We start from the raw sequence: 22,968 nt of genomic DNA on the forward strand, positions 1-22,968 counted from the left end.
TTGTCACATCCTTAATATAAAAATAAAAAAGGATGTACATTAGTACATCCAGTGAAAGGGGTTTATTTTGAGGGAGAGTTTTCAGAATCGAACTGAAAAGTTTTGGGATTAACTACTCCAGCACTCTAAATAATAAAAACCAAGAGTTATATAAATAATCAAATGTAACTCTTGGTTTAGTTCACATTATATTAAAATTGTTTACTAAGGTCATAATATAAAATAACAACCCAATAGTTTAACATACATATAACGGTTTTATCTTTTTATAAATAAATTCTAAGTTATTTTCTTTTTGAATACTTCATTATTACAATACCATCTTCAACTGCATAATACTCAAGTTTTAAATCTATTTTAGTATTATTATCATAAAATAGCTTTATCCCTTTCCCTAAAATAGTCGGTATTATTCCAATTACATATTCATCTATTACATCAGCTTTAACAAAACTATCTATTAAAATTCCACCACCAAATAAATATATGTTTTTACCTTTATTTTTTAGTTTCTCTATTTTTTTTACTATATCACCATTTATAAAATGATAATTTTCAAAGTCTTCTATTTCTTTAGAAGTTGCTATGTATACTTCTTTATCCTGATATTCTTTATGCATATCTTGGTCAAAACATTTTTTTCCCATAACTACTACATCTATATTTTCTAAAAATTTATCATGGCTCCACTTGTTTTCTGTATTTAAAGTAGAATTATATAGATTATAAATCTGAAAATAAAGGTGTAATGCATGCTTGTGGTCATGATGCTCATTTAACAATAGCCCTAGGACTTTGTAAAATATTAAATAAATTTAGATATAGGTTAAAAGTAAATGTTAAGTTTATTTTTCAACCTGGAGAAGAGATTGGTGGTGGTAAAATAATAATAAATAATGGCGTTTTAGAAAACCCAAAAGTAGACTATATCTTTGCATTACATGTTGCTCCTCACCTCTTATGTGGGTCTATGGAAATAAAAGCAGGTATAATGGCAGCTTCCACTGATAGATTGCATATCACTGTAAAAGGTAAAAAAAGTCACGGAGCTTATCCTAATGAGGGTATTGAGGCAATAGTTACTTCATCTTATTTAATTTCATCCTTACAAACTATTGTAAGCCGAAATATAGATCCCAATCACTCCGTCGTCATCACCTTTGGTAAAATTTTGGGTAGAGAAAAAGGAAATATAATTTGCGACGAAGTTAATTTAGTGGGAACCTTAAGAACACTAAATAATGAGGATAGAAATTTATCAAAGAAAAGAATAAAAGAAATTTGCACTCATGTTGGCGAGACTTTCAATAGTTCCATTACTATTGATATAAAAGAAGGCATCCCTCCCTTAATAAATGATGCAGAGTTAGTAAGTAAAATCATAAGAAATGGAGTTGAACTTTTAGGTAATGATAACGTAATTATAAAGGATAAATCTTCCTTGGGAGCTGAAGATTTTGCGTATTTTTTACAAAAAACAAAGGGTGCTTTTTTCAATATAGGATGTGCTAATGATACTATTAATTCTCCCATACATACTTCCACATTTAATATCGATGAAAACTGCTTGCTTATAGGTGTACTTTTACAATAAAAAAATATTTTTATGTTTCAATAAAAGGAGGTATATATGAGAAAGGCATTGTTATTGATTATATTAATATCTACTACTATTATTTTTTATGGTTGCAATAAAAATTCAAATGAAGACAACCCTGTTTCCCTGTATTCTGTAGATATAAGTTCACTAAATAATAAAAAAATATTGGATGTAATACATGATGAAAGTTTAGAAGAAGGTGTTTATCAAATAATAACAGATAGTAATAAATATATTTTTTTCAAAGGTCTCAAAAATGAATATGTAGATATAGATTCAACACTTGATAATAAAACTCTAATAATAAGTTGTAATACTTCAACATCTTCAGAAGATAGCAATAAGCTTTATGTTATAAGAGAAAAAAATACTACTTCTTCAAGCGATAAAAATATATTTTTTGATACCATTCTTTTAAAAATAAATGATAACGAAGTTCCTTTTAAATCTATTCAAACAATATAAAAAGCTCATTAAAAATGAGCTTTTTATATTTCATGCAATTTCCACTTACTTCCCTTATATCTAGTAATAAAAAATATTGCTCTAAATATCCAGTCAATACTCATAGCTACCCATACACCAAAAACTCCCATATTCATATATCTTCCCAATATATAACTGAAACCAATTCTAAAAATCCACATAGATAAAGTAGCAACTATCATACAAAATTTAACATCATTTGCTGCACGAAGAGTGTTTGGAAGTACAAAAGAAACAGTCCAAATAATAATTGATAAGCTTCCATGATAAAAAATAATATTCCTTGAAACCCTTGCTGTATAATCAGATAAATTATATGCTTTTAAAATTAATGGCATACTTATAAAGGTAATTATAACCGCTAATAATATGCTTAAGGTACATATTTTAACTAATTTTCTTGTATAATATTTTGTTTGATTATAATCTCCTGCTCCTATGCATTGGGATGTTACAGAAAGGGTTGCTTGACTAATCGCCATACCCGGTATTATTTGAAAAAGTCCAACTGAATTTGCCACAGCATTGGCTGCAATAGCTGCTGTTCCAAAAGTTGAAATCAAATTTAGCACAATAATTTTTCCAAGTTGAAACATACCATTTTCCAAACTGTTAGGAACACCTATATAAAGTATTTTTCTAATTAATGTTCTATCAAACTTCTTACATATTTTTTTAGATAAATGAATTTGTAAATTTTCATTTCTTATTAAGACAAAAATCACTACAGCAGCCACAACTCTAGAAAAAACTGTTGGTATAGCTGCACCTGCAATTCCTATCTTAAAAATATATATTAGAAAATAATTCCCTATAAAGTTTATTAAGTTCATCATAATTGATATTTTCATGGTGATTTTTGAATTTCCCATAGCTCTAAATAGTGCTGCCCCACCATTATATATTGCTATAAAAGGAATTGACATAAATACTATAGTTAAATAAGTATTAGAATAGCTCATAACATCTTTTTCTATGTGTCCAAAAACTATATTAAGAATAAAATATTTGCTTAAATATCCAATTATCATGACAGTAATCGAGCTTAAAAATAGAAAAAGGATAAGTTGATCTGCACTTTTACATGCTTTATCTTCTTTCTTTTGGCCCAAATATTGGCCTGCTACAACAGCTCCCCCTGTTGCAAGAGCTGTAAAAATATTCATTATAAGAATATTTATACTATCTACTAATGATACTGCTGATACAGCTGATTCCCCTATACTTGCAATCATAATAGAATCAACTAAACCTACTGTCACTAGTAAAAATTGCTCTATTATTAAAGGAAAAATAAGTTTATATAAACTTTTATCAGAGAATAAATATCCATTTGCTTTTGAAGTAACTTCCATAGTATACCCTCCTTGAAATTTTTACCAATAACAATTATAGCAGATATTCACTTTGTATACATAAGTTTCAATCCCTTTAATATAAAAAAGAAGATGAATGTTATCACCTTCCTTTTTCTTAGTTCTATAATGATGCTTTTTCTAAAGCTTGATTTAAATCCCAAATTAAATCATCTATATCTTCTATTCCCACAGAAACTCTTATCATATCTGGAGTAACTTCTGCCAATTCTTGTTCTTTTTCATTTAATTGAGCATGAGTTGTACTAGCTGGATGAATTACCAGTGATTTAGCATCTGCAACATTAGCAAGGTGAGAGAATATTTGAAGGGATTCTATAAATTTAATTCCTGCTTCCAATCCTCCTTTTATTCCAAAAGTAAATATAGACCCTGGTCCCTTAGGTAAATATTTTTGACCTAAGTCATAATATTTATTTCCTTTTAAACCTGGATAGTTTACCCAAGCAACTTTAGGGTGATTATTTAAAAATTCTGTAATTTTCTTAGTATTTTCCACATGTCTTTCCACCCTCAAAGATAAAGTCTCAAGTCCTATTAATAATTGGAATGCACTTTGTGCACTTAGAGATGCTCCTGTATCTCTTAAGTATTGAGCCAATAACTTTGTAGCATAAGCTGACTTTCCGCAATCCTTAGCATAATTTAATCCATTATAAGATAAGTCTGGTTCTGTTAAGCATGGGAATTTTCCACTTTCTATCCAATCAAAGTTACCACTATCAACTACTACTCCACCTAAAGTTGTTCCATGTCCACCTATAAATTTTGTAGCTGAATGAACAACTATGTCTACCCCATAATCAAATACTTTTACTAAATAAGGTGTTCCAAAAGTATTATCTAACATAAATGGAATTTTAGCTTCATGAGCTATCTCTGCAATTTTTTCTATATCAATAATATTTATTCCTGGATTTCCTATAGTTTCTGCATAAACAAGTCTTGTTTTATCATTTATAGCATCTCTAAAACTTTCTGGATCATCAGGATTTACAAAATGAGTTGTTATCCCTAGTTTAGGTAACATATTTGATAATAAATTAAATGTTCCACCATAAATTGTTGGTGCAGCAACTATTTCATCACCAGCTTGAAGTATATTTAATATAGCTGCATTTATTGCCCCCATTCCTGAAGAAAAAGCCACAGCTCCTACTCCACCTTCAAGTAGTGCCATTCTTTCCTCAAATACAGCCACAGTTGGATTTGATATTCTTGAGTAAATATGTCCATCTGTTTTTAAAGCAAATAAATCTGCACCATGAGCCACACTTTCAAAGCAATATGATGTTGTTTGATAAATTGGAACTGCTCTAGCTCCCGTAGATGAATCTGGTTGTTGTCCCCCATGAATTTGTAATGTTGCAAAGCCTAACTTTCTTTCACTCATTATTTGTATCCCCCTTGTTATTTAATATAAATAATATTAAACAATATATAAAAAACCTTACAAGTTATATCTCATAATATAAAAAAGACTCTTTTATCTTAAAGATAAAAGAGTCTTAATAATCTAAGATTTATCTCTTATCTTTCTTATGTTTCCATAAGTAGGATTTAGCACCTATCTAATATAGGTTGCTGGACTTCTTTGGGCCTATTCCCTCCATCACTCTTGATAAGATTTTTTACTATTAATTTAATAAGTTAATTGTATACATGTTTTTATTATCTTGCAATAAAAAAATTATTTTTTTTGAGCTACTCTAAGTTTTGCACTTCTAGCTCTTGGATTTCTTTCAATTTCTTCATCACTAGGAAGTATTGGTTTTCTTGTTATAATCTTAACTTCTGACTTTTTATTACATTGACAAATTGGAAGCTCTGGTGGACATACACAACTTAAAGCTAAGTCTTTGAATTCATTTTTAACTATTCTATCTTCTAAAGAATGGAAAGTTATTATACAAACTCTTCCTCCCTTATTCATCATAGATACAGCATCCTCTATCATTTTATTTATTACACCAAGCTCATTGTTTACTTCTATTCTTATAGCTTGAAATGTTCTCTTCGCAGGGTGTGGTCCATCTATTCTAGCTTTTTTAGGTATTGCTTTTTTGATAACATCAACAAGCTCACCAGTTTTTTCAATTGGACCATTCGCTTCTCTTTCTTCTACTATGAATTTTGCAATTCTTTTTGCCCAATTATCTTCACCATAATCTTTGATTATCTTAGCTAATTGTTCTTCACTATAAGTGTTTACCACGTCATAAGCAGAAAAATCTTTTCTAACGTCCATTCTCATATCTAATGGTGCATCATGCATATAAGAAAATCCTCTATCAGCTTCATCAAGTTGATGAGAAGATACACCTAAATCAGCAAGTACTCCATCTATTTTGTAAACACCTATTTTTTCCAGCTCTGATTTGAGATTTTCAAAATTACTGTGTACAAATCTTACTCTATCTGAGTACTCAGCTAATCTTTCTTTTGCCGTAGCTATGGCATTTTTATCTTGATCAAATCCTATAAATAATCCTTTATCAGATAATCTCTTTACTATTTCTTTTGAATGACCTGCACCACCCATGGTACAGTCAACATATACTCCATCTTCTTTTATGTCTAAATTTTCAATACATTCATCTAGTAGTACTGACACATGATTAAATTCCATTTTTTCTTCTCCTTAAGAGTTACTAGTTAGCCTCTATTTTTCTTCTTTGATAATATTTTATGTAAAATCAAACAAACTATAATTGTTACTAAACTTATTACTTGAGCCATTCTAAGTTGACCAATCATAAGAGAATCTGTTCTAAGTCCTTCTATGAAAAATCTTCCTATAGAATATAATATTAAATAAGTTATAGCCAATTGACCTTCATATTTTTTCTTTTTTCTAAAACACCATAAGAATATGAATATACCTAAATCCCAGATAGATTCATATAAAAATGTTGGATGAACTTTTATTCCATCCACAATTATTCCCCATGGTAAACTTGTTGGACCTCCATGAGCTTCTCCATTTATATAATTTCCCCATCTTCCTATAGCTTGACCTAATGGAATACCAATCATTACAGTATCAGCCATTTTGAAGAAATTAATCTTTTTAATCTTAGTATATATAAAACCTGCTAATATACCACCTATTAAAGCCCCATGTATTGCCATTCCTCCACCCCTGAAATTTAATATTTCAGATAAGTGGTTTGAATACCAAGACCAATTAAAAATAACATAATAAAGCCTTGCACCTAAAAGTCCACATGGTATAGCAATTATGGCTAAATTTAATAAATCATCTTCACTTATTTTTACTCTTTTTCCTTCTTTTAATGCTATAAACACACATAGTATCATAGCCAATGCCATTAATACGCCGTACCACATTATATCTAATCCGAATATCGTAAATGCCACTCTATCCATTATTTCACCTCTTATAGTTTAAATAATCTTTTAAAAAATCCTTTTTTCCTTACTTCTTCTTTATAAGGTTTTGATATATTTAAATCCTCATTATTTATTATCGCATTATTATTTTTAACAAATAAGTTATCCGCAATTTCTTTTGAATATTTCTCACATACATATTTATAAGCATCTAAAAATATAGGTGTTCTTCTTTTGCTACGATGAGCATCTGTTCCAACTACATGAACCATATTTCTATTTATTAATGTATCACAAGTTCTTTGCAATTCTTTTCCACTTTTACCTAAAATACTATGAGAATTTATTTGTATTATAGCTCCAGCATTAATAACATCATATATTAAATCCGGATTTTCTTGAACTTCTATATATCTTTCCACATGTGCAAAAACTGGTATATAGTTTTTTTCTTTTAATTCATACACTATATTACATAAATCACTTGGAAAATTTGTAGGAGGAAGCTCTATTAGTATGTATCTACTATTATTTAAAGTGTAAAAATCTAATTCGTCAATTTGCTTTATTAAATCTTTAGTATAGTAAATTTCATTCCCAATTAATACTTCAATATCTATCATATTTTCTTTTAAAACATTATTAAAGTCTTTTAGCTCTTTTAATAATTCTTCGCCTTTTTTATACCTGAAATCTGGATGATAATGCGATGTATTAACAATCTTTTTTATACCTTGTTCCCTAGCTATTAGTGCCATTTCTATCGACTCATTCAAGCTTCGTGAACCATCATCTACCTCAGGCAAAATATGGCAATGTATATCAATCATAAAACATAGCCTCCTTATACCCTAAATAATTATATTTTTCATTCTTTATTATATCAGTTTCTTCTTAATAAAAAAATAGAATGCCTTAATTATAATGAATTAATAAATATTTTACAACTAAAAAAAGGATAATTAAAGTGTATTTTTAACTAAAATTACCTTTTTAATTAAAACCCTACAATTATCCTTTATTTTATTACATTTTCATTTTTATATAATTATTATCTAGGCTCTGCAATAGATATTACACAATTTTCTTCTTTAAAGTGATTATTTAATCTTTCAGTAACCTCTTCAAATGTAATTTCTTTCATGACTTCTACGTAATCAAGCAAATTTATGCCTTTAAATTTATAAGTTATAAAATTATTAGCTATAAAAGTAACTGAGTCGAAATATTTTATAAAGTTACCTATGTGTTTTTTCTTTGTTCTTTCAAACCCTTCTTTATCTAGACCTTCACATTTGAATTTTTCAATATAAGACATAATAATTTCTTTTACCTTGTGAGGATCTTTTGATTCACCACCTATAGATGTATATGAATAGTCTATTTGTGAAGAGAATCCTGCACCAAAACTTGGAGTTATAAGTCCTTGCATATATAAGTCTTCGTATATGGCACTACCTTTTTTAAATAACATATCAGTAAGAATATCTGTCATTACTTCATATCTTAACAATTCCTTACCTTTTATTCCTACTTTATCATCTTTGAAGCAAATAGAGAACATTGGCATCGATATAGGAAATTTTTCTACTATTTCTTTTTGTTTTACTTCATTAGGTTCTTCTGGATAAAATCTTACAATTTCTTCTTGAAGTTTTTGTATATCTTTATGATTAGCTTTTCTTACATGATTAAATACTTCTTCTTCATTTAAATCACCTACAACAAATAAAATCATATTTCCTGGGTTATAAAATGTATTGTAGCATTTATATAACTCTTCTTTAGTTATTTTATAAATACTATCTACAGTACCTGCAATATCTATTTTTGTTGGATGATTTATATACATTGCTTTTAATGCATTAAAGAATACATTCCACTCTGGGTCATCATTATACATTTTTATTTCTTGTTCTATTATTCCCTTTTCTTTTTCTACGTTTTCATCTGTAAAATATGGTGTTTGAACATAATCTATCAGATGTTCTAAACATTCATAAAAATATTCTGTGGCAGAAAATAAATAAGCTGTCATAGTAAAGTTTGTAAAAGCATTGGCATTAGCTCCATACTTCGAAAACTTATCAAATGCATTTCCACCATCTGGTTGTTCAAACATTTTATGTTCTAAGAAGTGTGCAATACCTGCATTCACTATCATCTTTTCTTTTTCATTTATAGGTATAAATTCTAAATCATTTGATCCGTAATTAGTTGCAAGGACAGCATATTTTTTAGTAAATCCTTTTTTAGGCATAAAATAAACATCTAAACCATTTTCTAATTTTTCATAATATAATTCTTCTTTTAATAATTCATTAACTATTTTTTCCATTATTATGCCTCCTTGTTATTACTTAAAAAGTATATAGTATCTAATTGAATATTTTTAAATGCATCAACTATATCTTCTACTGTAATTTTATCTATTCTCTCTATAATCTTTTCCACAGTTGCATTTGTTTGACCCATACTTTGCGAGAAGTAAAAATCAGATGCTCCTCCTATTGAATCCTTTATTGTTTTTAATGAACTTATTAAGGCGCTCTTGCTATTTAATAATTCTTCTTCTGAAATTTGTCCTTCTTTTAAGTATTCTAATTGTTCTTTAATTAGCTTAACTGTTTTATCATAGTTCGCATTTTCTATTCCAGAAGCTATAAACATTGATGTCTTATATTTTTCCAGTGAAGAATAAATATAATAACATAAACTTTCTTTCTCTCTAACATTTACAAATAACTTTGAATGAGGACCTCCACCAAGCACATTAGATCCTACAAATAAAGAATAATATTTATGTTCATCTTTATAGTCAATGTTACATCTAAATCCCATAACAAGTTTCCCTTGAGTTATATCCATATCTTCTTTTATTACTTTGACTTCTTCCACCCTTTTATTGAAATCTGCTCTAGGTATTTCTATTATATTTTCTCTATGAAAGTTAAATCCGTCAGATATTATCTTTACTATTTCTTCTTCATCAAAATTACCTTCTACAACTATGTCTATAGGAGAAGTTTTCATAATTTCCATATAATGTTCATAAAGACCTTTTGCTGTTATTTTATCGATATCTTCTAAATAGCCTAAATCACTAATTCCATATCTTTCGTCTTTAAACATTTCTTCACGAGCACGCTCAATAGAATATCTTCCTTTATCATTTATAATAGACTCTATTCTATTTTTTAAATTTTCTTTTTCAATTTTTACATATTCTTCTTTAAATCCGCCATTTATAACTAAGGGATGATTAACTACTTCATCTAAAAATTCAACCACTGGTTTAAATATCTTTTCATCTAAATATTTCTCATCAGTACTAATAATTTTAAAAGTAATGACTTGTGTTTCACCTCTTTTACTACTATCAGCACCTATAGAAACTCCATATAAATCATCTTGATGCTTAGACATTTCTCTAGCACTTGGGTATTTTTCACTCCCACTTTTTATTATAGAAGGAAGTATAGCATTCATTGTTACTTCTTCTTTATCTAATAATCTTTGGATATAAATACTTACTAAGTTTGTTTTGAATTTTTCTTCTGGTATTAAAGTCAGATTAATGCCTTTACCTAAGTTTATTGTTTTATTTTTTTTCATTTTTACCTCCTATTATGAGTACTAACTTGTATATACAATAAATGATTTATATATTCAAAATTTTTCCTTTTACTTAATTATATATCTTTTATTATTTTCTAAAATACTTATTTTTATTTTATTTGAACATTTTTTATTAGGATATGCTAAAATCTAAGTTAAAATCCCATTAATAATATAAATTCTTACAAAAATAATGTATTTTACAAATAATAACTTAATTCAAACGTGTTTACACATATTAAGATTATGATGTATAATCAATATGTATGTCTAGAAAATATTAAGATGTGTTTACAATTTATGTATAAATAAAATTGACAAATATGTAAATTCATATAAGAAAGGAAGATTATTAATATGAAATTAGGTATAGTTGGATTACCAAACGTTGGTAAAAGTACACTATTTAATGCTATAACTCAAGCAGGAGCTGAATCTGCTAACTACCCTTTCTGTACAATAGAACCAAACGTAGGTGTTGTTTCTGTTCCAGATGAAAGATTAGAAGTACTTAGAGAAATGTACGATTGTAAAAAAGTTGTCCCAACAGCAATAGAATTCTGTGATATAGCAGGTCTTGTTAGAGGAGCTTCAAAGGGTGAAGGTTTAGGAAACAAATTCTTATCTCACATAAGAGAAGTTGATGCTATAGTTCATGTTGTTAGATGTTTCGATGATCCAAACGTTGTTCACGTGGATGGAAGTGTTGACCCACTTAGAGATATAGAAACTATAAACTTAGAATTAATATTCTCTGATATAGAAATATTAGAAAGAAGAATCTTAAAAAGTAGTAAAGCTGCTAAAGCTGATAAGTCTATCGCTGCTGAAGTAGAATTCTTAAAAGAAATATTATCAGTTCTTGAAGAAAATAAATCAGTTAGAACTATGGACTTAACTGATGATCAAAGAGAATTTGTTGAAACTTTAAATTTATTAACTTCTAAGCCAGTAATATATGCTACAAATGTTTGTGAAGATGATTTAGCTGATGAAGGCGAAAACAACGAATATGTTAACAAAGTTAGAGAATTTGCTGCTGAAGAAAATGCTGAAGTTGTTGTTGTTTGTGCTCAAATAGAATCAGAAATAGCAGAATTAGAATCAGAAGAAGAAAAGAAAGAATTCTTAGAATCATTAGGACTTGAGCAATCTGGTCTTGATAAATTAATAAAATCTTCTTACTCTCTGCTTGGACTTATGTCTTACTTAACTGCTGGTGTTCAAGAAGTTAGAGCTTGGACTATAACAATAGGAACTAAAGCTCCACAAGCAGCCGGTAAAATCCACTCTGATATGGAAAAAGGATTCATAAGAGGTGAAATAGTAAACTATAAAGATTTAGTTGAATGTGGTTCTATAGCTAATGCTAGAGAAAAAGGTAAAGTTAGACTTGAAGGTAAAGAATACGTAATGCAAGATGGTGACGTAGTTAACTGGAGATTTAACGTTTAAAAATTAATATAAAATAATTAAGTCAATGATGGATGTATTCCTTTATTGACTTTTTATTTTTACTATATAAATAACAAAATTTTTTAATATTCTGTATATTTTTCAAATACATTTTTTTACATTTAATAGTGCTATAATTATTACATTAGTAAATTATATTTTAAGGGGATGGGATTTTGAGAAGAAATGATAAGGCGGTCAAAGATATCGATGTAATCAAAAATATTATCTCTAAATGTCAAGTTGTCAGAGTTGCCATGTGTAAAGATGATGTACCTTATTTAGTTCCTTTAAATTATGGCTATGAGTTTAAGGATGGGGAACTTATTCTTTATTGCCATTGTACTAATAAAGGTAAAAAACTTGATATTTTAGATGAAAATCCAAATGTATTTATTGAAATTGATAATGAAAAAGATGTTATTGCAGGTAATACTCCTTGTGAATTTGGACTTGAATACTTTAGCATAATGTCTCCAGGTAAAGTTGAGTTTATACATAATATTTATGACAAAATCCATGGTCTAAATAAAATAATGGAACATTATACTTCTAAGGATAAGAATGACTTTAAAAATGAAGCTTTAAATAAGATTTTCTTACTAAAAATCACATGCACTAATCTTTCTGCAAAAATCTGTAGTAAATAATTTAGACTTTTAAAAAGGTGTAGTATGAAATAAAATATTTTATTTCATACTACACCTTTTATATTTATACTAATATTAATTAAGCTTATACTAAAAAAGCACATTGATGATTACATCAATATGCTTTTAAATTATCTTTTAAAGTCAATTATTTGTCTACTTCCAAAATCAACAGTAGTTTCACTTAACGTTGTATTAGCTATAACTCTTCCCTCTCTAATTGAATAATAAACTTTTACTTGCCTTCTTATAGCATCATACTCACTTTCTGCTGGAAGTATAATCATATTACCTGGCTTTCCAACCTCTATACCGTATTTATCACTTATATTTAAAGTTCTTGCAGAGTTGTTAGTTATTAAATCTATTGATTCATTTATCTCACTATACCCCATCATTTGACATACATGAAGTCCCATATGAAGGACTTGTAACATATTTCCTGTTCCTAGTGGGTTCCATGGATCCATTATATCATCGTGACCAAAACATACATTAATCCCTGCTTCGACCATTTCCTTAACCCTTGTGATACCTCTTCTCTTTGGATAAGTATCAAACCTTCCTTGAAGATGTATATTTACAAGAGGATTAGCAACGAAGTTTATTCCGCTCATTTTTAGTAGTCTAAATAATTTATATGTGTATGCCCCATTGTATGAATGCATTGCAGTTGTATGACTTGCAGTTACCTTATGCCCCATGTTGTATTCATAAGCTCTAGTTGCTAGAACTTCTATAAATCTTGATTGCTCATCATCTATTTCATCACAGTGAACATCTACTAATACATCATATTTTTTAGCAAGTTCCATCATTTTATTTATACTTTCTACTCCGTATTCTCTTGTAAATTCAAAGTGAGGTATAGCACCTATTACATCGGCTCCAAGCTTTAATGATTCTTCTAATAATTCTAATCCATTAGGGTATGAAAGTATTCCTTCTTGAGGGAAGGCAACTATTTGTAAAGTTACATAATCTTTTAATTCTTCTCTAAGTTCTATCATAGCTTTCATTGCAGTAAGCTGTGGATCTGTGGTATCTACGTGAGTTCTTATAAATTGAATTCCGTTTGCCACTTGCCAAGATATAGCTTTTCTTGCTCTAGTTTTTACATCTTTTATACTTAAGAATTCTTTTCTTTCTGACCAACGCTCAATTCCTTCAAATAAAGTTCCACTCTCGTTCCACTTAGGCTCTCCTGCTGTTAAAGTTGTATCTAGGTGAATATGTGGTTCTATAAATGGTGGTACTACTAAAAATCCATTAGCATCTATGATTTCTTCACCTGCTACTTCTATATTTTCTTCTATTTTAGTTATTACACCGTTTTCTATTAGTATATCTACTAAGTTGTCATTATTTCTTAATTTTGCTCTTTTTATTAACATCTGTTTATCCTCCTAAGATACTTGCTATGATATTACTACCTCGCTAAGTTTATATTATGCTGCTATTTTTTCCTCAACTTCTAATTTTACTTCTTTTTTCACTGTTATTTTTGTTAATACTACATAAGTTATTATTGCCGTTAATACTGAGTTTACTGGAGTTATTCCAGGAATTGTATAAGCTCCTATTACACCTGCTACCCAAGCTATTATTGCATTTATATTTACTGATTTAAATTTAGTTGTTTTAAAGTCAGTATATTTTCCTTTGTTTATTATGAAGTAATCCGCTATTAAAACTGCTCCTGTCGCTGGTATAAATGAGTTTAACATGTTTAACCAAGCCATAAAGTTATTATAAAGAATCATTGCTAAAAGCGTTCCAACTATACCGTTTATTATAACCATTCTACTCTTAGGTTGCTTAGTTATATTTGCAAACCCAAGTCCTGAACCGTATAATGCATTATCATTTGTTGTCCATATATTAAGTCCTAATATTATTATTGCTGGTATTATTAAACCTTGTGCAAACATAACTTCTGATATATCAGCTTGTCCAGTTGCCATAGCTCCTATAGCTCCAAAAGCTAACATTAATGAATTTCCTATTAAAAAAGCTATTACAGTAGTTGATACCGCTGTCTTTCTATCCTTTGAGAATCTTGTAAAATCTGGTGTTAAAGTACCACCACTTATAAATGTACCTACAACTGCTGCCAAAGCAGCACTCATTGTCATACTTCCTGTTGGCTCTATAGATAATAATCCTGCTATTCCACCTACATCTGTTATTGCTTTTCCTGCTGATACACTTCCAAGTATAGCTATTGCAGGTACTGCTATCATACTTAATATTGTAAGTGACTTCATTCCAAAGTATGCTGTTGCTGTCATAAATAATCCTGAAACTATTATTAATGTCCATAAGTTTATTCCTGTTACTTTAGAAACTGGTATTGCAAACATTGCAACACCTACTCCAAACCAACCTACTTGTGTTACTGAAACTAAGAATGATAAAAGGTATGAACCCTTTTCTCCAAATGAGTATCTTGCAAGTAAGTGAGTTGAAAGTCCTGTATCACCTGCTATATAAGCTAAAAGCCCTGTGTAAATACATAATAAAATATTTCCGAATATTACCGCCTTTATAAAGTCTCCCATATTAAGACTTGTTCCTATATTTCCTCCTGCCAACATACTCGCAGAAAAGAATGCAAATCCTAGCATTACCACTAACATCGATAAGAATCCTTTCTTTGCTACTTGTGGTATCGCCTCTAATGAATAGTCGTGATCTTGATGTTGTTGTTTGTTGTTCATATTTATCTACCTTTCTTTTTAGTACCTAAAAAGAAAAACTCCCTGCAATTGCAAGGAGCTTCGAATCGTAATAATTTATCTGTTTATATCTAACTACCGATAGTTAAATGCAGATATAGTTATACTAAGTTACTATCTTTTATAATTTTCTTCCGAAAACCTTGCCAGTTTCTCTGAACTGAATTAAAGGTACTATATGATTTTTTTATTATATATAATTTATCATAGTTGTCGAAATTTGTAAAACATTTTTCTCTCATTATTTATAGTAAAATTTTCAAATATAAATCTATATGTAAAAGCGTATGTGATATAAAATCTACATACGCTTTTGTAAAGTATATTTATTTAACTATTTTAAACTTAGACTCTAATTTTATCCCAGCTTTTTCTCTAATCTTTTCTGCTTGTAATTTAACTTTTTCTAATAGTTCTGCTTCATTTAAAACAACTATTTCTCTTTCTTTCATTAACCATTTCCCATCACATATAGTTGATTCAACATTTTGACTACTCATCGAATACACTATATTTCCTATTGGATTGTGCATTGGTAATGAGTGAATATCATTTCCATTTAAGATTATCATATCAGCTTTCTTCCCTACTTCTAAGCTTCCTATTACATTTTCCATAAGTGCACACTTTGCTCCATTTAAAGTAGCCATTTCTAATATTTGTTCTGCATATACTACTTCTGGATTTAAAGTTCTTCCCTTATGAATTAAAGAAGTTAAGTACATATCTCTCATCATATCCATTCTATTATTTGAAGGAGCACCATCTGTACCTATTGATACTGGTATACCCTTATATAACATCTCTGGTATAGATGCAAATCCAAGAACAACTTTCATAGCTGCTGCTGGATTATGAGAAACTTTAACATTATTTAATCTGAATAAATCTAATTCTCTATTATTTAACCACACTGTGTGTACTGCTAATAAATTTGGTCCTAAAACACCTAATTCATTTAAATGTTCAACTGTTCCAAACCCTTTTCTAGTTTTAGCAAAATCTATTTCATCTGCAATTTCTGCTATATGCATGTGAATCCCAGTGTTATATTTATCTGCTAATTTTTTTGTTTTTACTATTAATTCATCAGAGTTATTAAATATTGTTCTTAAACCAAACCATATTTTAACTCTTTCATCACAAGAATTATTATATTTTTCAAATAGCTCTATTTGAGTATTTAGCTCTTCTTCACAAGTTTTATTCCAAGCTTCTGGTAATCCTTCACCATTGTCCATTACTGATTTTGCAAGGCAAGCTCTAATACCTGTTTTATCTACTGCTTCTACCATAGCATCAACATATTGACCGCCTGATTCTAAGAATGTAGTAACACCAGATTTTATTAACTCTATACAACATGCTATAGATGAAATTAGTGAATCCTCATAATTAAAACTGCTTTCATAAGGCCAAACTCTATCTCTTAGCCATGTAAGAAGATTTACATCATCTGCTATACCTCTACCTAATTGTTGAGATAAATGCACATGAGTATTTACGAAACCTGGCATTAATATTTTGCCCTTTGCATCGTAAATTTCAGCACCTTCATTTATTAAACTTTCATCCACATGACCTACAGCTTTTATTATGTTCTCTTCTATAAGTATACTACCATTTTCATATACTTCTCTTTCTTCATTCATTGTTATTAAAAAGCAATTTTTTATAAATAATTGTTTCATTTTATATCTCCCTTAAACATTCTAATTAAGTGCCAAATTTATTACTGATAAAATTCCTATTATCCAAAGTGTTAAACTTACTTTATGAGCCTCTTTTGAAACAACATGCATTAATATATAAGAAATAAATCCAAAACATAAACCTATAGATATGCTGTAAGTCAAAGGCATTAATAATATTGTTATAAATGCTGATACAGCTATTTTACTATCATCAAAGTTTACTTGTTTTATACTTGTAAACATAAATACCCCTACCATTACTAATGCTGGTGCTGCTGCGTATGAAGGAACAGCTCCTAAAAGTGGAGTAAATAATAATGTTACTAAAAATAATATGGCAGTAACTACTGATGCAAGTCCTGTCCTTGCTCCTGCTGCTATACCTGCTGCCGATTCTCCAAATGTAGTAACTGTACTTGTTCCAAGCAATGAACCTATTAATGTCGAAGTAACATCCGCATATAACATTCTAGACAGACCGTTTATATTTCCGTCTTTATCTTCAAGTCCCATTTGTTTACAACAACTTATTAAAAATGCTAATGAGTCAAACATATCTATGAACATAAATGAGAATATTGGCCCTATTAAGGCGAACTTAAGCGCTCCTAATATATCTAATTTAAATGCTACTGGCTCTATACTTGGTGGAGCTGATATAATTGCAGTTGGTAATTCAACATATCCTGTAACTATTGATATAATTGTTGTTATTACTATACTTATTAAAATACCACCCCTTACTTTTTTTACTTCAAATACGAACATTAAAGCAAGCCCAAGTAAAGATATTAAAACTGTTGGTGTAAATTCTCCTAAAGCTACAAGTGTTGATTGGTCAGCAACTATTACACCCATACTTTTTAATCCTACAAATGATAGAAATAAACCTATCCCTGCTGCTGAAGCTATACTAAGTTCCTTAGGTATTGCCTCTGCTATATATTTACGAACTCCTGTTACTGCTAAAATAAAGAAAATCATTCCCGAGATGAATACCACACCTAAAGCTTGTTGCCAAGATACACCTTGACCTAAAACTAAAGAATAAGTAAAGAATGCATTTAGCCCCATACCTGGTGCAAGTGCGAAAGGTGCATTTCCTAAAAATGCGAATATTAACGTACCAATGGCAGTAGCTAAAATAGTAACTGTTATAAGTGCTGCTTTGTCCATCCCCGCATCTGCTAATATGGCTGGGTTAACAAATACAATATATGCCATTGTTAAAAATGTTGTAATACCACCGATTACTTCTGTTTTTATGTTTGAACCACGTTCGCTATATTTAAATATTTTATCTAAAATTGATGTCGAACTGTTTTCTCCTCTTTCCATTTCATGCTGTCTTTGTGCTTCCATATTTCCTCCTAAAGATATATTAACATTACTAAAAAATTTCGTTTTCTCTGATCTACATGTCGCCAGCGACCTAAAAAAAAGATATACATTCTAATGAATAGAACATATATCTTTATAGAATTTAATCCTTAAGATTCTGTAACTATTCATAGTGATCTCATTTACGGTGAGTTCGTAGAAACTTATGGACCATATTACCATTATATACGAATATTTTTCTTTATTTTTTATTAATTATACAGATTTCGACAATATTTTTCAATACCTTTTCCTAAATTACATTTATTCTTTATATTGTTAATCCTTAACTATTAACTTCTTTAGAAAATAAGCTAACTTATTTATCTACTCTATATACAAAATTCAAACTATGGGTAACTAAATCAAAAACAATTGCTCAAATATTACTACTTGAATCCTGTCTATGAGTATAGATTTTGCAACAATTAAAGCCCCATAGAAAAACAAGTAAAAATCATTTAATAACAACCTTTTATTTAATTTAATAATACACACTCCTCCTATTATTAGAAATATTAACATAGACATTAACTTAAGCATATTCAATTTTATAATTGAATAGTACTTTTCTACTCGTATAAAAATTATTTTTACTACAAATATTGACAATATTTTCTTTATAAATTATTATATTGAATCAATAGGATACCTTTAAGATAGTCCCGTGAGACTAATAAGGAAATGTACTTATATATTATTACAGTATTTTGCCTTAATGTTTTTTGATATTAAGTTTTTTGGTGTCCTAAACTAAAAACTTGGAGGATACTATGAACATAAAAACAACAAAAAATAATGCTAATAATTTAGCTATTAAAATGGTTATCTCTTTAATATTAGGATTAACTTTAGGAACATTATTTATCTTTTTAAGAGAAAATTTAATTTCAAATGGAAATGCAAATACTTGGACTATAATTAATAATTTATTATTCCAAGATATAAGTTCGCCAGATGGAGCCAATTCTGTAGGACTGTTTTATATAATAGGACAACTATTTATAAATTCATTACAGTTAGTTATTATACCTATGGTGTTTACATCTATAACTCTTGCTATATGTCATATTAGCGATACTAGAAAGTTAGGTCGTATTTCATATAAAACAATATTAGGTTTTTTAATAACTTCATTATTTGCATTAATTCTTGCCGGCATATTTGGACTTGTAGCTCATAAATTAGGATTATTTAATGTAAATATAACTAACATAGCTTCTAGTGAAGGTACTACTGGAAGTAACCCATTACTTGTATTTGTTCAAGCAATACCTAATAACATTACAAATGTATTTACTGATAATGGAAGAGTTTTATCTGTTGTGTTTTTAGCAGCAGTTTGTGGTCTATGCATCAATACTTTAGGCAATGAAATCCAAGTATTAAAAAAATTATTACAAGATATTAATAAGATAATAACTACTTTCTTAACTTTTGTAATAACTAAATTTGGACCGGTTGCAATTTTTGTACTTATTACAAGAACTTTTGCAATATACGGTATTGATCACTTAAAACCAGCTCTTGTATATGTTTTAACTACTACTATTGCATTATTAATATTCTTAACTGTTGGTTATGGATTATTTATAATGTTATCAACAAGATTAAATCCTATAATATTTGTAAAGAAAATATCTAAAGTAGCTTTATTTGGATTTTCAACATCATCATCTGCAGCTACTTTACCTTTAAATACAAAAACTGTAACTGAGGAATTAGGTGTATCTAAAGACATTGCCTCTTTCACTTTACCTTTAGGAATGACAATAAATATGAATGGTACTGCTATAATGCAAGTAATCGCTGCAATATTTATAGCTTCTAGTGCTGGATATGATGTAACTATAGTTAACATAGCTTTAATATCACTATTAGCCTTAATAGCTTCAGTTGGAACTCCTGCTGCTCCTGGTGCTGGTGCTATTATATTATTTACTGTATTAACTAGTATGGGATATCAAAATGATGCGGCAATACTTGCCTATTCATTAATTCTTGCAATCAACCGTCCAGTTGAAATGCTAGTTACTTCACTTAATGTGGTTGGTGATGCTGCAACATCAGTATATGTTGCAAAATCAGAAGGTGCTTTAGATGAAAGTATCTATAATAATTAATAACTAAAGAAGCTGTATTCAAACTTATTTTGAATACAGTTTCTTTTTATTCTTTAAAACACTGTGGGCTTTAATATAATTTAAAAAGTAAGCATATGAATTTTCAACACTTTCTATTTTTCAAATCCGTCATAACAAAGCGCGTATGCTTTTGGTTTAATATATTGTCCTTTACCTTTTTCGCCAACAAATTTTCCTCTTTCAGCAACAATCTTTCCTCGTAAAAATACTTTATCTGCTATACCTTTTCTTTCAAATCCTTCAAATGCTGCATAATCAGTTCCTTCATAACTATCTGCATGTGTAATAATACCTTCATATGAAGGATCATATATTACTATATCTGCATCTGAACCTGGAAGTATCACTCCTTTTTGAGGGTATAATCCTACTATTTTAGCCGGTGTAGTTGAGAATATTTCTACAAATCTTTGTCTTGAAATTTTTCCTTTTTCTACACCTTGAGTCCAAATCATAGCCAATCTATCTTGAACACTTGGACAACCATTAGGAATTTTAGCAAAATTATTAAGTCCATCTTTTTTCTTTTCAAACCCTCCTGAAACTGCTGCATGATCTGATCCTACCGATAATAAATAATTATTTTTTATTCCATCCCACATTGCCTCTAGATGTTCATCTGTTCTAAGAGCTGGTGAGCAAACATATTTTGCACCTTCAAAATTTGGTTTTTCTAAGAAAGATTGATTTAATGTAAGATAATGAGTACATGTCTCACCATATATAGGCAAACCTCTTTCATGAGCTGCTTTTATATGTTCCATTGCTCCTTTTGAAGAAACATGAACAACAAATAAAGGACATCCAGCAAGTTCTGCTAAATAAATAGCTCTTTGTGTAGCTTCATCTTCCACAATAGGAGGTCTAGAATATGCATGATATACAGGCTCAGTTTTGCCTTCTGCAATCAATTGATTTTGAAGAGTGTATACCATATCTCCATTTTCTGCATGAACCATTATTGTAATTCCATATTTTTTTGCAAGTTGCATTCCTTTAAATATAAGGTCATCTGGAACCATAAAAGGTGTGTATTTATACGCCATAAAAAACTTAAGGGTAGTAATTCCCGCATCAACCATTTTAGGTATTTCATCAAGTAAACTTTCACTAGTATCCATAACCATACCATGGAATGAATAGTCAGATGATGATTTGTCTTTTGCAAATTCTTCATCTTGTATTTTAACAGATTCTATTATACCTTTTCCCTTTATTTGAGGTGCAAAATCAACAATTGTAGTAGTTCCTCCAACTAAAGCTGCATGAGACGTTTCGAATGAAAGTGTGGCAAAGGATCCCATATGCACATGTTCATCTACTCCACCTGGAAATACATATTTTCCAGTAGCATCTATAATTTCATGTCCATCTTCACATAGATTTACTCCTATTTGAATAATTTTCTCTCCTTCAATAAGTATATCTCCAATAAATTCATCATTAGCAGACAATATTGTACCATTTTTAATAATTATCCCCATAAATATCCTCCTTTTAAAAATAGGGAGCACTAGATGTGATGTGCTCCCTATTTCTATTAAGTAAATACTTTTTATAAAATTTTAAGTACGTTTTATATTTGAATATTATTTATTATCCAATTTTCTTTCTGGAGTTCTATAAACACTTGAATCTATTCCTTCTAAATACTTGACAACTTCTTCAACAGAAACAACATCACAGAATTTAGCTTCCATATCAAATAAGTTCCACTCTATAACACCAGGAACTCTATCTCCAACTGTTCCTCTTGGTACTATAGTTTTAAATCCGTACCCAGTCGAATCCATTACTGTATGTCTAACACATGCACAAGAAGTAGCTCCCATTACTATAAGAGTATCTACACCTAAATAGTTAAGTGTTTGAGCTAAATGAGTTCCAAAGAAATTAGATGCATATTTTTTATGAATAACTGGTTCTTCAGGTCTTGGTTTTAATTTAGGATCTATTTCTAGCCAATCAGTATTTATATCAAGAGCACTCATAGGTATTTTTTCATCCCATCTTGGTAAATCCCATTGTCTTTCTCCAACATATCCAGTTGTTGTATGGAATATAGGTACTCCAGCTTTTCTTCCAGCTTCTAAAACTTTTAGAGCTTCTGCACAAACTTCTTCAGAGTGATCACATGTAAATGGATGACCTTCACTCATCCAAGCTTTAGCCATATCTACAGTTGTTATAGCTGGAGCTTTACCATACCCCATTTTTCTCATGAATCCTCTTTCTTTGTAAATCTCTCTAGCTTCTGCAAATGCCTTTCTTAATAATTCCTCGTCAAATTTATATTGGTCAACAAATTTGTAATCTTTATTTTCTGCCATAATTAAATCTCCCTTCAAAATTTTTGTTATTTATTAAGGGACTCTTCCCTTTGCCTTTATATATAGCAAAGTTCATGCCAAAACCAAGTCATCTAAAAATTCAGTTATACGGCCATTTCTTATCCAACAATTAACAAAGTATT

The 22,968-nt window shown here is 29.3% G+C and carries 19 protein-coding genes and 2 riboswitches; of the genes, 5 read left to right on the top strand and 14 right to left on the bottom strand.

Annotated features, from left to right (window positions below; all coding sequences use genetic code 11):
* Window positions 1–284: 284 nt before the first annotated feature.
* Window positions 285–782, bottom strand: coding sequence for a dihydrofolate reductase family protein (locus tag NSA58_RS01960; RefSeq protein WP_257559996.1), 498 nt, complete (start codon window positions 780–782; stop codon window positions 285–287).
* Between NSA58_RS01960 and NSA58_RS01965 the strand changes: the two genes are divergently transcribed.
* Together NSA58_RS01965 and NSA58_RS01970 are read left to right on the top strand one after the other, a co-directional pair.
* The gene (locus NSA58_RS01965) at window positions 719–1,594 is read left to right on the top strand and encodes a M20 metallopeptidase family protein (protein ID WP_257559998.1); all 876 of its coding nucleotides are present in this window, start codon (window positions 719–721) and stop codon (window positions 1,592–1,594) included. The two genes, NSA58_RS01960 and NSA58_RS01965, sit on opposite strands and share 64 nt — an antisense overlap.
* 36 nt (window positions 1,595–1,630) lie before the next feature.
* Window positions 1,631–2,065 carry a hypothetical protein gene (locus NSA58_RS01970; protein WP_074079167.1) on the top strand — a complete coding sequence of 145 codons (435 nt, stop codon included), beginning with the start codon at window positions 1,631–1,633 and terminating at the stop codon, window positions 2,063–2,065.
* Between the two features lie 23 nt (window positions 2,066–2,088).
* Here the strand turns inward: NSA58_RS01970 and NSA58_RS01975 are convergent, their stop codons facing one another.
* From NSA58_RS01975 to yfmF, 7 genes are all read right to left on the bottom strand, one after another.
* Window positions 2,089–3,441: an MATE family efflux transporter gene (locus tag NSA58_RS01975; protein ID WP_039681000.1), complete on the bottom strand. Its 1,353-nt coding sequence runs from the start codon at window positions 3,439–3,441 to the stop codon at window positions 2,089–2,091.
* Window positions 3,442–3,565: 124 nt separating this feature from the next.
* Complete coding sequence (locus NSA58_RS01980; protein ID WP_039681001.1) at window positions 3,566–4,855, bottom strand: O-acetylhomoserine aminocarboxypropyltransferase/cysteine synthase family protein; 1,290 nt, start codon at window positions 4,853–4,855, stop codon at window positions 3,566–3,568.
* A 134-nt stretch (window positions 4,856–4,989) separates the two neighbouring features.
* Window positions 4,990–5,090, bottom strand: a riboswitch (SAM riboswitch).
* Window positions 5,091–5,152: 62 nt separating this feature from the next.
* Window positions 5,153–6,091 (bottom strand): 16S rRNA (cytosine(1402)-N(4))-methyltransferase RsmH, encoded by a 939-nt coding sequence (gene rsmH / locus NSA58_RS01985; protein WP_074079166.1) that lies wholly within the window; start codon window positions 6,089–6,091, stop codon window positions 5,153–5,155.
* 26 nt (window positions 6,092–6,117) lie between these two features.
* On the bottom strand, window positions 6,118–6,852 hold the full coding sequence (gene lgt, locus NSA58_RS01990; protein ID WP_039681003.1) for a prolipoprotein diacylglyceryl transferase: 735 nt from the start codon (window positions 6,850–6,852) through the stop codon (window positions 6,118–6,120).
* 11 nt (window positions 6,853–6,863) lie between these two features.
* Window positions 6,864–7,646 carry a tyrosine-protein phosphatase gene (locus NSA58_RS01995; protein ID WP_039681004.1) on the bottom strand — a complete coding sequence of 261 codons (783 nt, stop codon included), beginning with the start codon at window positions 7,644–7,646 and terminating at the stop codon, window positions 6,864–6,866.
* 221 nt (window positions 7,647–7,867) lie between these two features.
* Entirely contained in the window at window positions 7,868–9,154 is a 1,287-nt protein-coding gene (gene yfmH, locus NSA58_RS02000; protein WP_039681005.1) for an EF-P 5-aminopentanol modification-associated protein YfmH, read from the bottom strand.
* A gap of 2 nt (window positions 9,155–9,156) precedes the next feature.
* Complete coding sequence (gene yfmF, locus NSA58_RS02005; protein WP_074429174.1) at window positions 9,157–10,431, bottom strand: EF-P 5-aminopentanol modification-associated protein YfmF; 1,275 nt, start codon at window positions 10,429–10,431, stop codon at window positions 9,157–9,159.
* A gap of 360 nt (window positions 10,432–10,791) precedes the next feature.
* On the opposite strand from yfmF, the gene ychF reads away from it, so the two are divergent.
* Both ychF and NSA58_RS02015 read left to right on the top strand, forming a co-directional pair.
* On the top strand, window positions 10,792–11,889 hold the full coding sequence (ychF, locus tag NSA58_RS02010; RefSeq protein ID WP_039681007.1) for a redox-regulated ATPase YchF: 1,098 nt from the start codon (window positions 10,792–10,794) through the stop codon (window positions 11,887–11,889).
* Between the two features lie 176 nt (window positions 11,890–12,065).
* Window positions 12,066–12,539, top strand: a complete 474-nt coding sequence (locus tag NSA58_RS02015) for a pyridoxamine 5'-phosphate oxidase family protein (protein ID WP_039681008.1) — start codon at window positions 12,066–12,068, stop codon at window positions 12,537–12,539.
* A 131-nt stretch (window positions 12,540–12,670) separates the two neighbouring features.
* Here the strand turns inward: NSA58_RS02015 and codA are convergent, their stop codons facing one another.
* From codA to NSA58_RS02035, 4 genes are all read right to left on the bottom strand, one after another.
* Window positions 12,671–13,933, bottom strand: a complete 1,263-nt coding sequence (gene codA / locus NSA58_RS02020; RefSeq protein ID WP_039681009.1) for a cytosine deaminase — start codon at window positions 13,931–13,933, stop codon at window positions 12,671–12,673.
* 54 nt (window positions 13,934–13,987) lie between these two features.
* Entirely contained in the window at window positions 13,988–15,259 is a 1,272-nt protein-coding gene (gene codB / locus NSA58_RS02025; RefSeq protein ID WP_074079164.1) for a cytosine permease, read from the bottom strand.
* Window positions 15,260–15,603: 344 nt separating this feature from the next.
* Complete coding sequence (locus NSA58_RS02030; protein ID WP_039681011.1) at window positions 15,604–16,968, bottom strand: amidohydrolase; 1,365 nt, start codon at window positions 16,966–16,968, stop codon at window positions 15,604–15,606.
* A gap of 21 nt (window positions 16,969–16,989) precedes the next feature.
* The gene (locus NSA58_RS02035; RefSeq protein ID WP_079764689.1) at window positions 16,990–18,333 is read right to left on the bottom strand and encodes an NCS2 family permease; all 1,344 of its coding nucleotides are present in this window, start codon (window positions 18,331–18,333) and stop codon (window positions 16,990–16,992) included.
* Window positions 18,334–18,462: 129 nt separating this feature from the next.
* Window positions 18,463–18,563, bottom strand: a riboswitch (purine riboswitch).
* A gap of 561 nt (window positions 18,564–19,124) precedes the next feature.
* Here NSA58_RS02035 and NSA58_RS02040 point away from each other — a divergent pair.
* The gene (locus tag NSA58_RS02040; RefSeq protein ID WP_242842767.1) at window positions 19,125–20,474 is read left to right on the top strand and encodes a dicarboxylate/amino acid:cation symporter; all 1,350 of its coding nucleotides are present in this window, start codon (window positions 19,125–19,127) and stop codon (window positions 20,472–20,474) included.
* A gap of 113 nt (window positions 20,475–20,587) precedes the next feature.
* Here the strand turns inward: NSA58_RS02040 and hydA are convergent, their stop codons facing one another.
* Together hydA and NSA58_RS02050 are read right to left on the bottom strand one after the other, a co-directional pair.
* A complete protein-coding gene (gene hydA, locus NSA58_RS02045) occupies window positions 20,588–21,979 on the bottom strand; it encodes a dihydropyrimidinase (protein ID WP_039681012.1) in 1,392 nt (463 codons plus the stop codon).
* A gap of 105 nt (window positions 21,980–22,084) precedes the next feature.
* A complete protein-coding gene (locus NSA58_RS02050; RefSeq protein WP_039681013.1) occupies window positions 22,085–22,825 on the bottom strand; it encodes an isochorismatase family protein in 741 nt (246 codons plus the stop codon).
* Between the last annotated feature and the right edge of the window lie 143 nt (window positions 22,826–22,968).

It is taken from the genome of Terrisporobacter muris, assembly GCF_024621905.1.
Taxonomy (GTDB): domain Bacteria; phylum Bacillota; class Clostridia; order Peptostreptococcales; family Peptostreptococcaceae; genus Terrisporobacter; species Terrisporobacter muris.

What these genes read in the sequence shown, in the direction of transcription:
- NSA58_RS01970 (WP_074079167.1), top strand. Translation starts at nt 1,631, where the DNA reads ATGAGAAAGGCATTGTTATTGATTATATTAATATCTACTACTATTATT.
- NSA58_RS01975 (WP_039681000.1), bottom strand. Translation starts at nt 3,441, where the DNA reads ATGGAAGTTACTTCAAAAGCAAATGGATATTTATTCTCTGATAAAAGT.
- NSA58_RS01980 (WP_039681001.1), bottom strand. Translation starts at nt 4,855, where the DNA reads ATGAGTGAAAGAAAGTTAGGCTTTGCAACATTACAAATTCATGGGGGA.
- rsmH (WP_074079166.1), bottom strand. Translation starts at nt 6,091, where the DNA reads ATGGAATTTAATCATGTGTCAGTACTACTAGATGAATGTATTGAAAAT.
- lgt (WP_039681003.1), bottom strand. Translation starts at nt 6,852, where the DNA reads ATGGATAGAGTGGCATTTACGATATTCGGATTAGATATAATGTGGTAC.
- NSA58_RS01995 (WP_039681004.1), bottom strand. Translation starts at nt 7,646, where the DNA reads ATGATTGATATACATTGCCATATTTTGCCTGAGGTAGATGATGGTTCA.
- yfmH (WP_039681005.1), bottom strand. Translation starts at nt 9,154, where the DNA reads ATGGAAAAAATAGTTAATGAATTATTAAAAGAAGAATTATATTATGAA.
- yfmF (WP_074429174.1), bottom strand. Translation starts at nt 10,431, where the DNA reads ATGAAAAAAAATAAAACAATAAACTTAGGTAAAGGCATTAATCTGACT.
- ychF (WP_039681007.1), top strand. Translation starts at nt 10,792, where the DNA reads ATGAAATTAGGTATAGTTGGATTACCAAACGTTGGTAAAAGTACACTA.
- codA (WP_039681009.1), bottom strand. Translation starts at nt 13,933, where the DNA reads ATGTTAATAAAAAGAGCAAAATTAAGAAATAATGACAACTTAGTAGAT.
- codB (WP_074079164.1), bottom strand. Translation starts at nt 15,259, where the DNA reads ATGAACAACAAACAACAACATCAAGATCACGACTATTCATTAGAGGCG.
- NSA58_RS02030 (WP_039681011.1), bottom strand. Translation starts at nt 16,968, where the DNA reads ATGAAACAATTATTTATAAAAAATTGCTTTTTAATAACAATGAATGAA.
- NSA58_RS02035 (WP_079764689.1), bottom strand. Translation starts at nt 18,333, where the DNA reads ATGGAAGCACAAAGACAGCATGAAATGGAAAGAGGAGAAAACAGTTCG.
- NSA58_RS02040 (WP_242842767.1), top strand. Translation starts at nt 19,125, where the DNA reads ATGAACATAAAAACAACAAAAAATAATGCTAATAATTTAGCTATTAAA.
- hydA (WP_039681012.1), bottom strand. Translation starts at nt 21,979, where the DNA reads ATGGGGATAATTATTAAAAATGGTACAATATTGTCTGCTAATGATGAA.
- NSA58_RS02050 (WP_039681013.1), bottom strand. Translation starts at nt 22,825, where the DNA reads ATGGCAGAAAATAAAGATTACAAATTTGTTGACCAATATAAATTTGAC.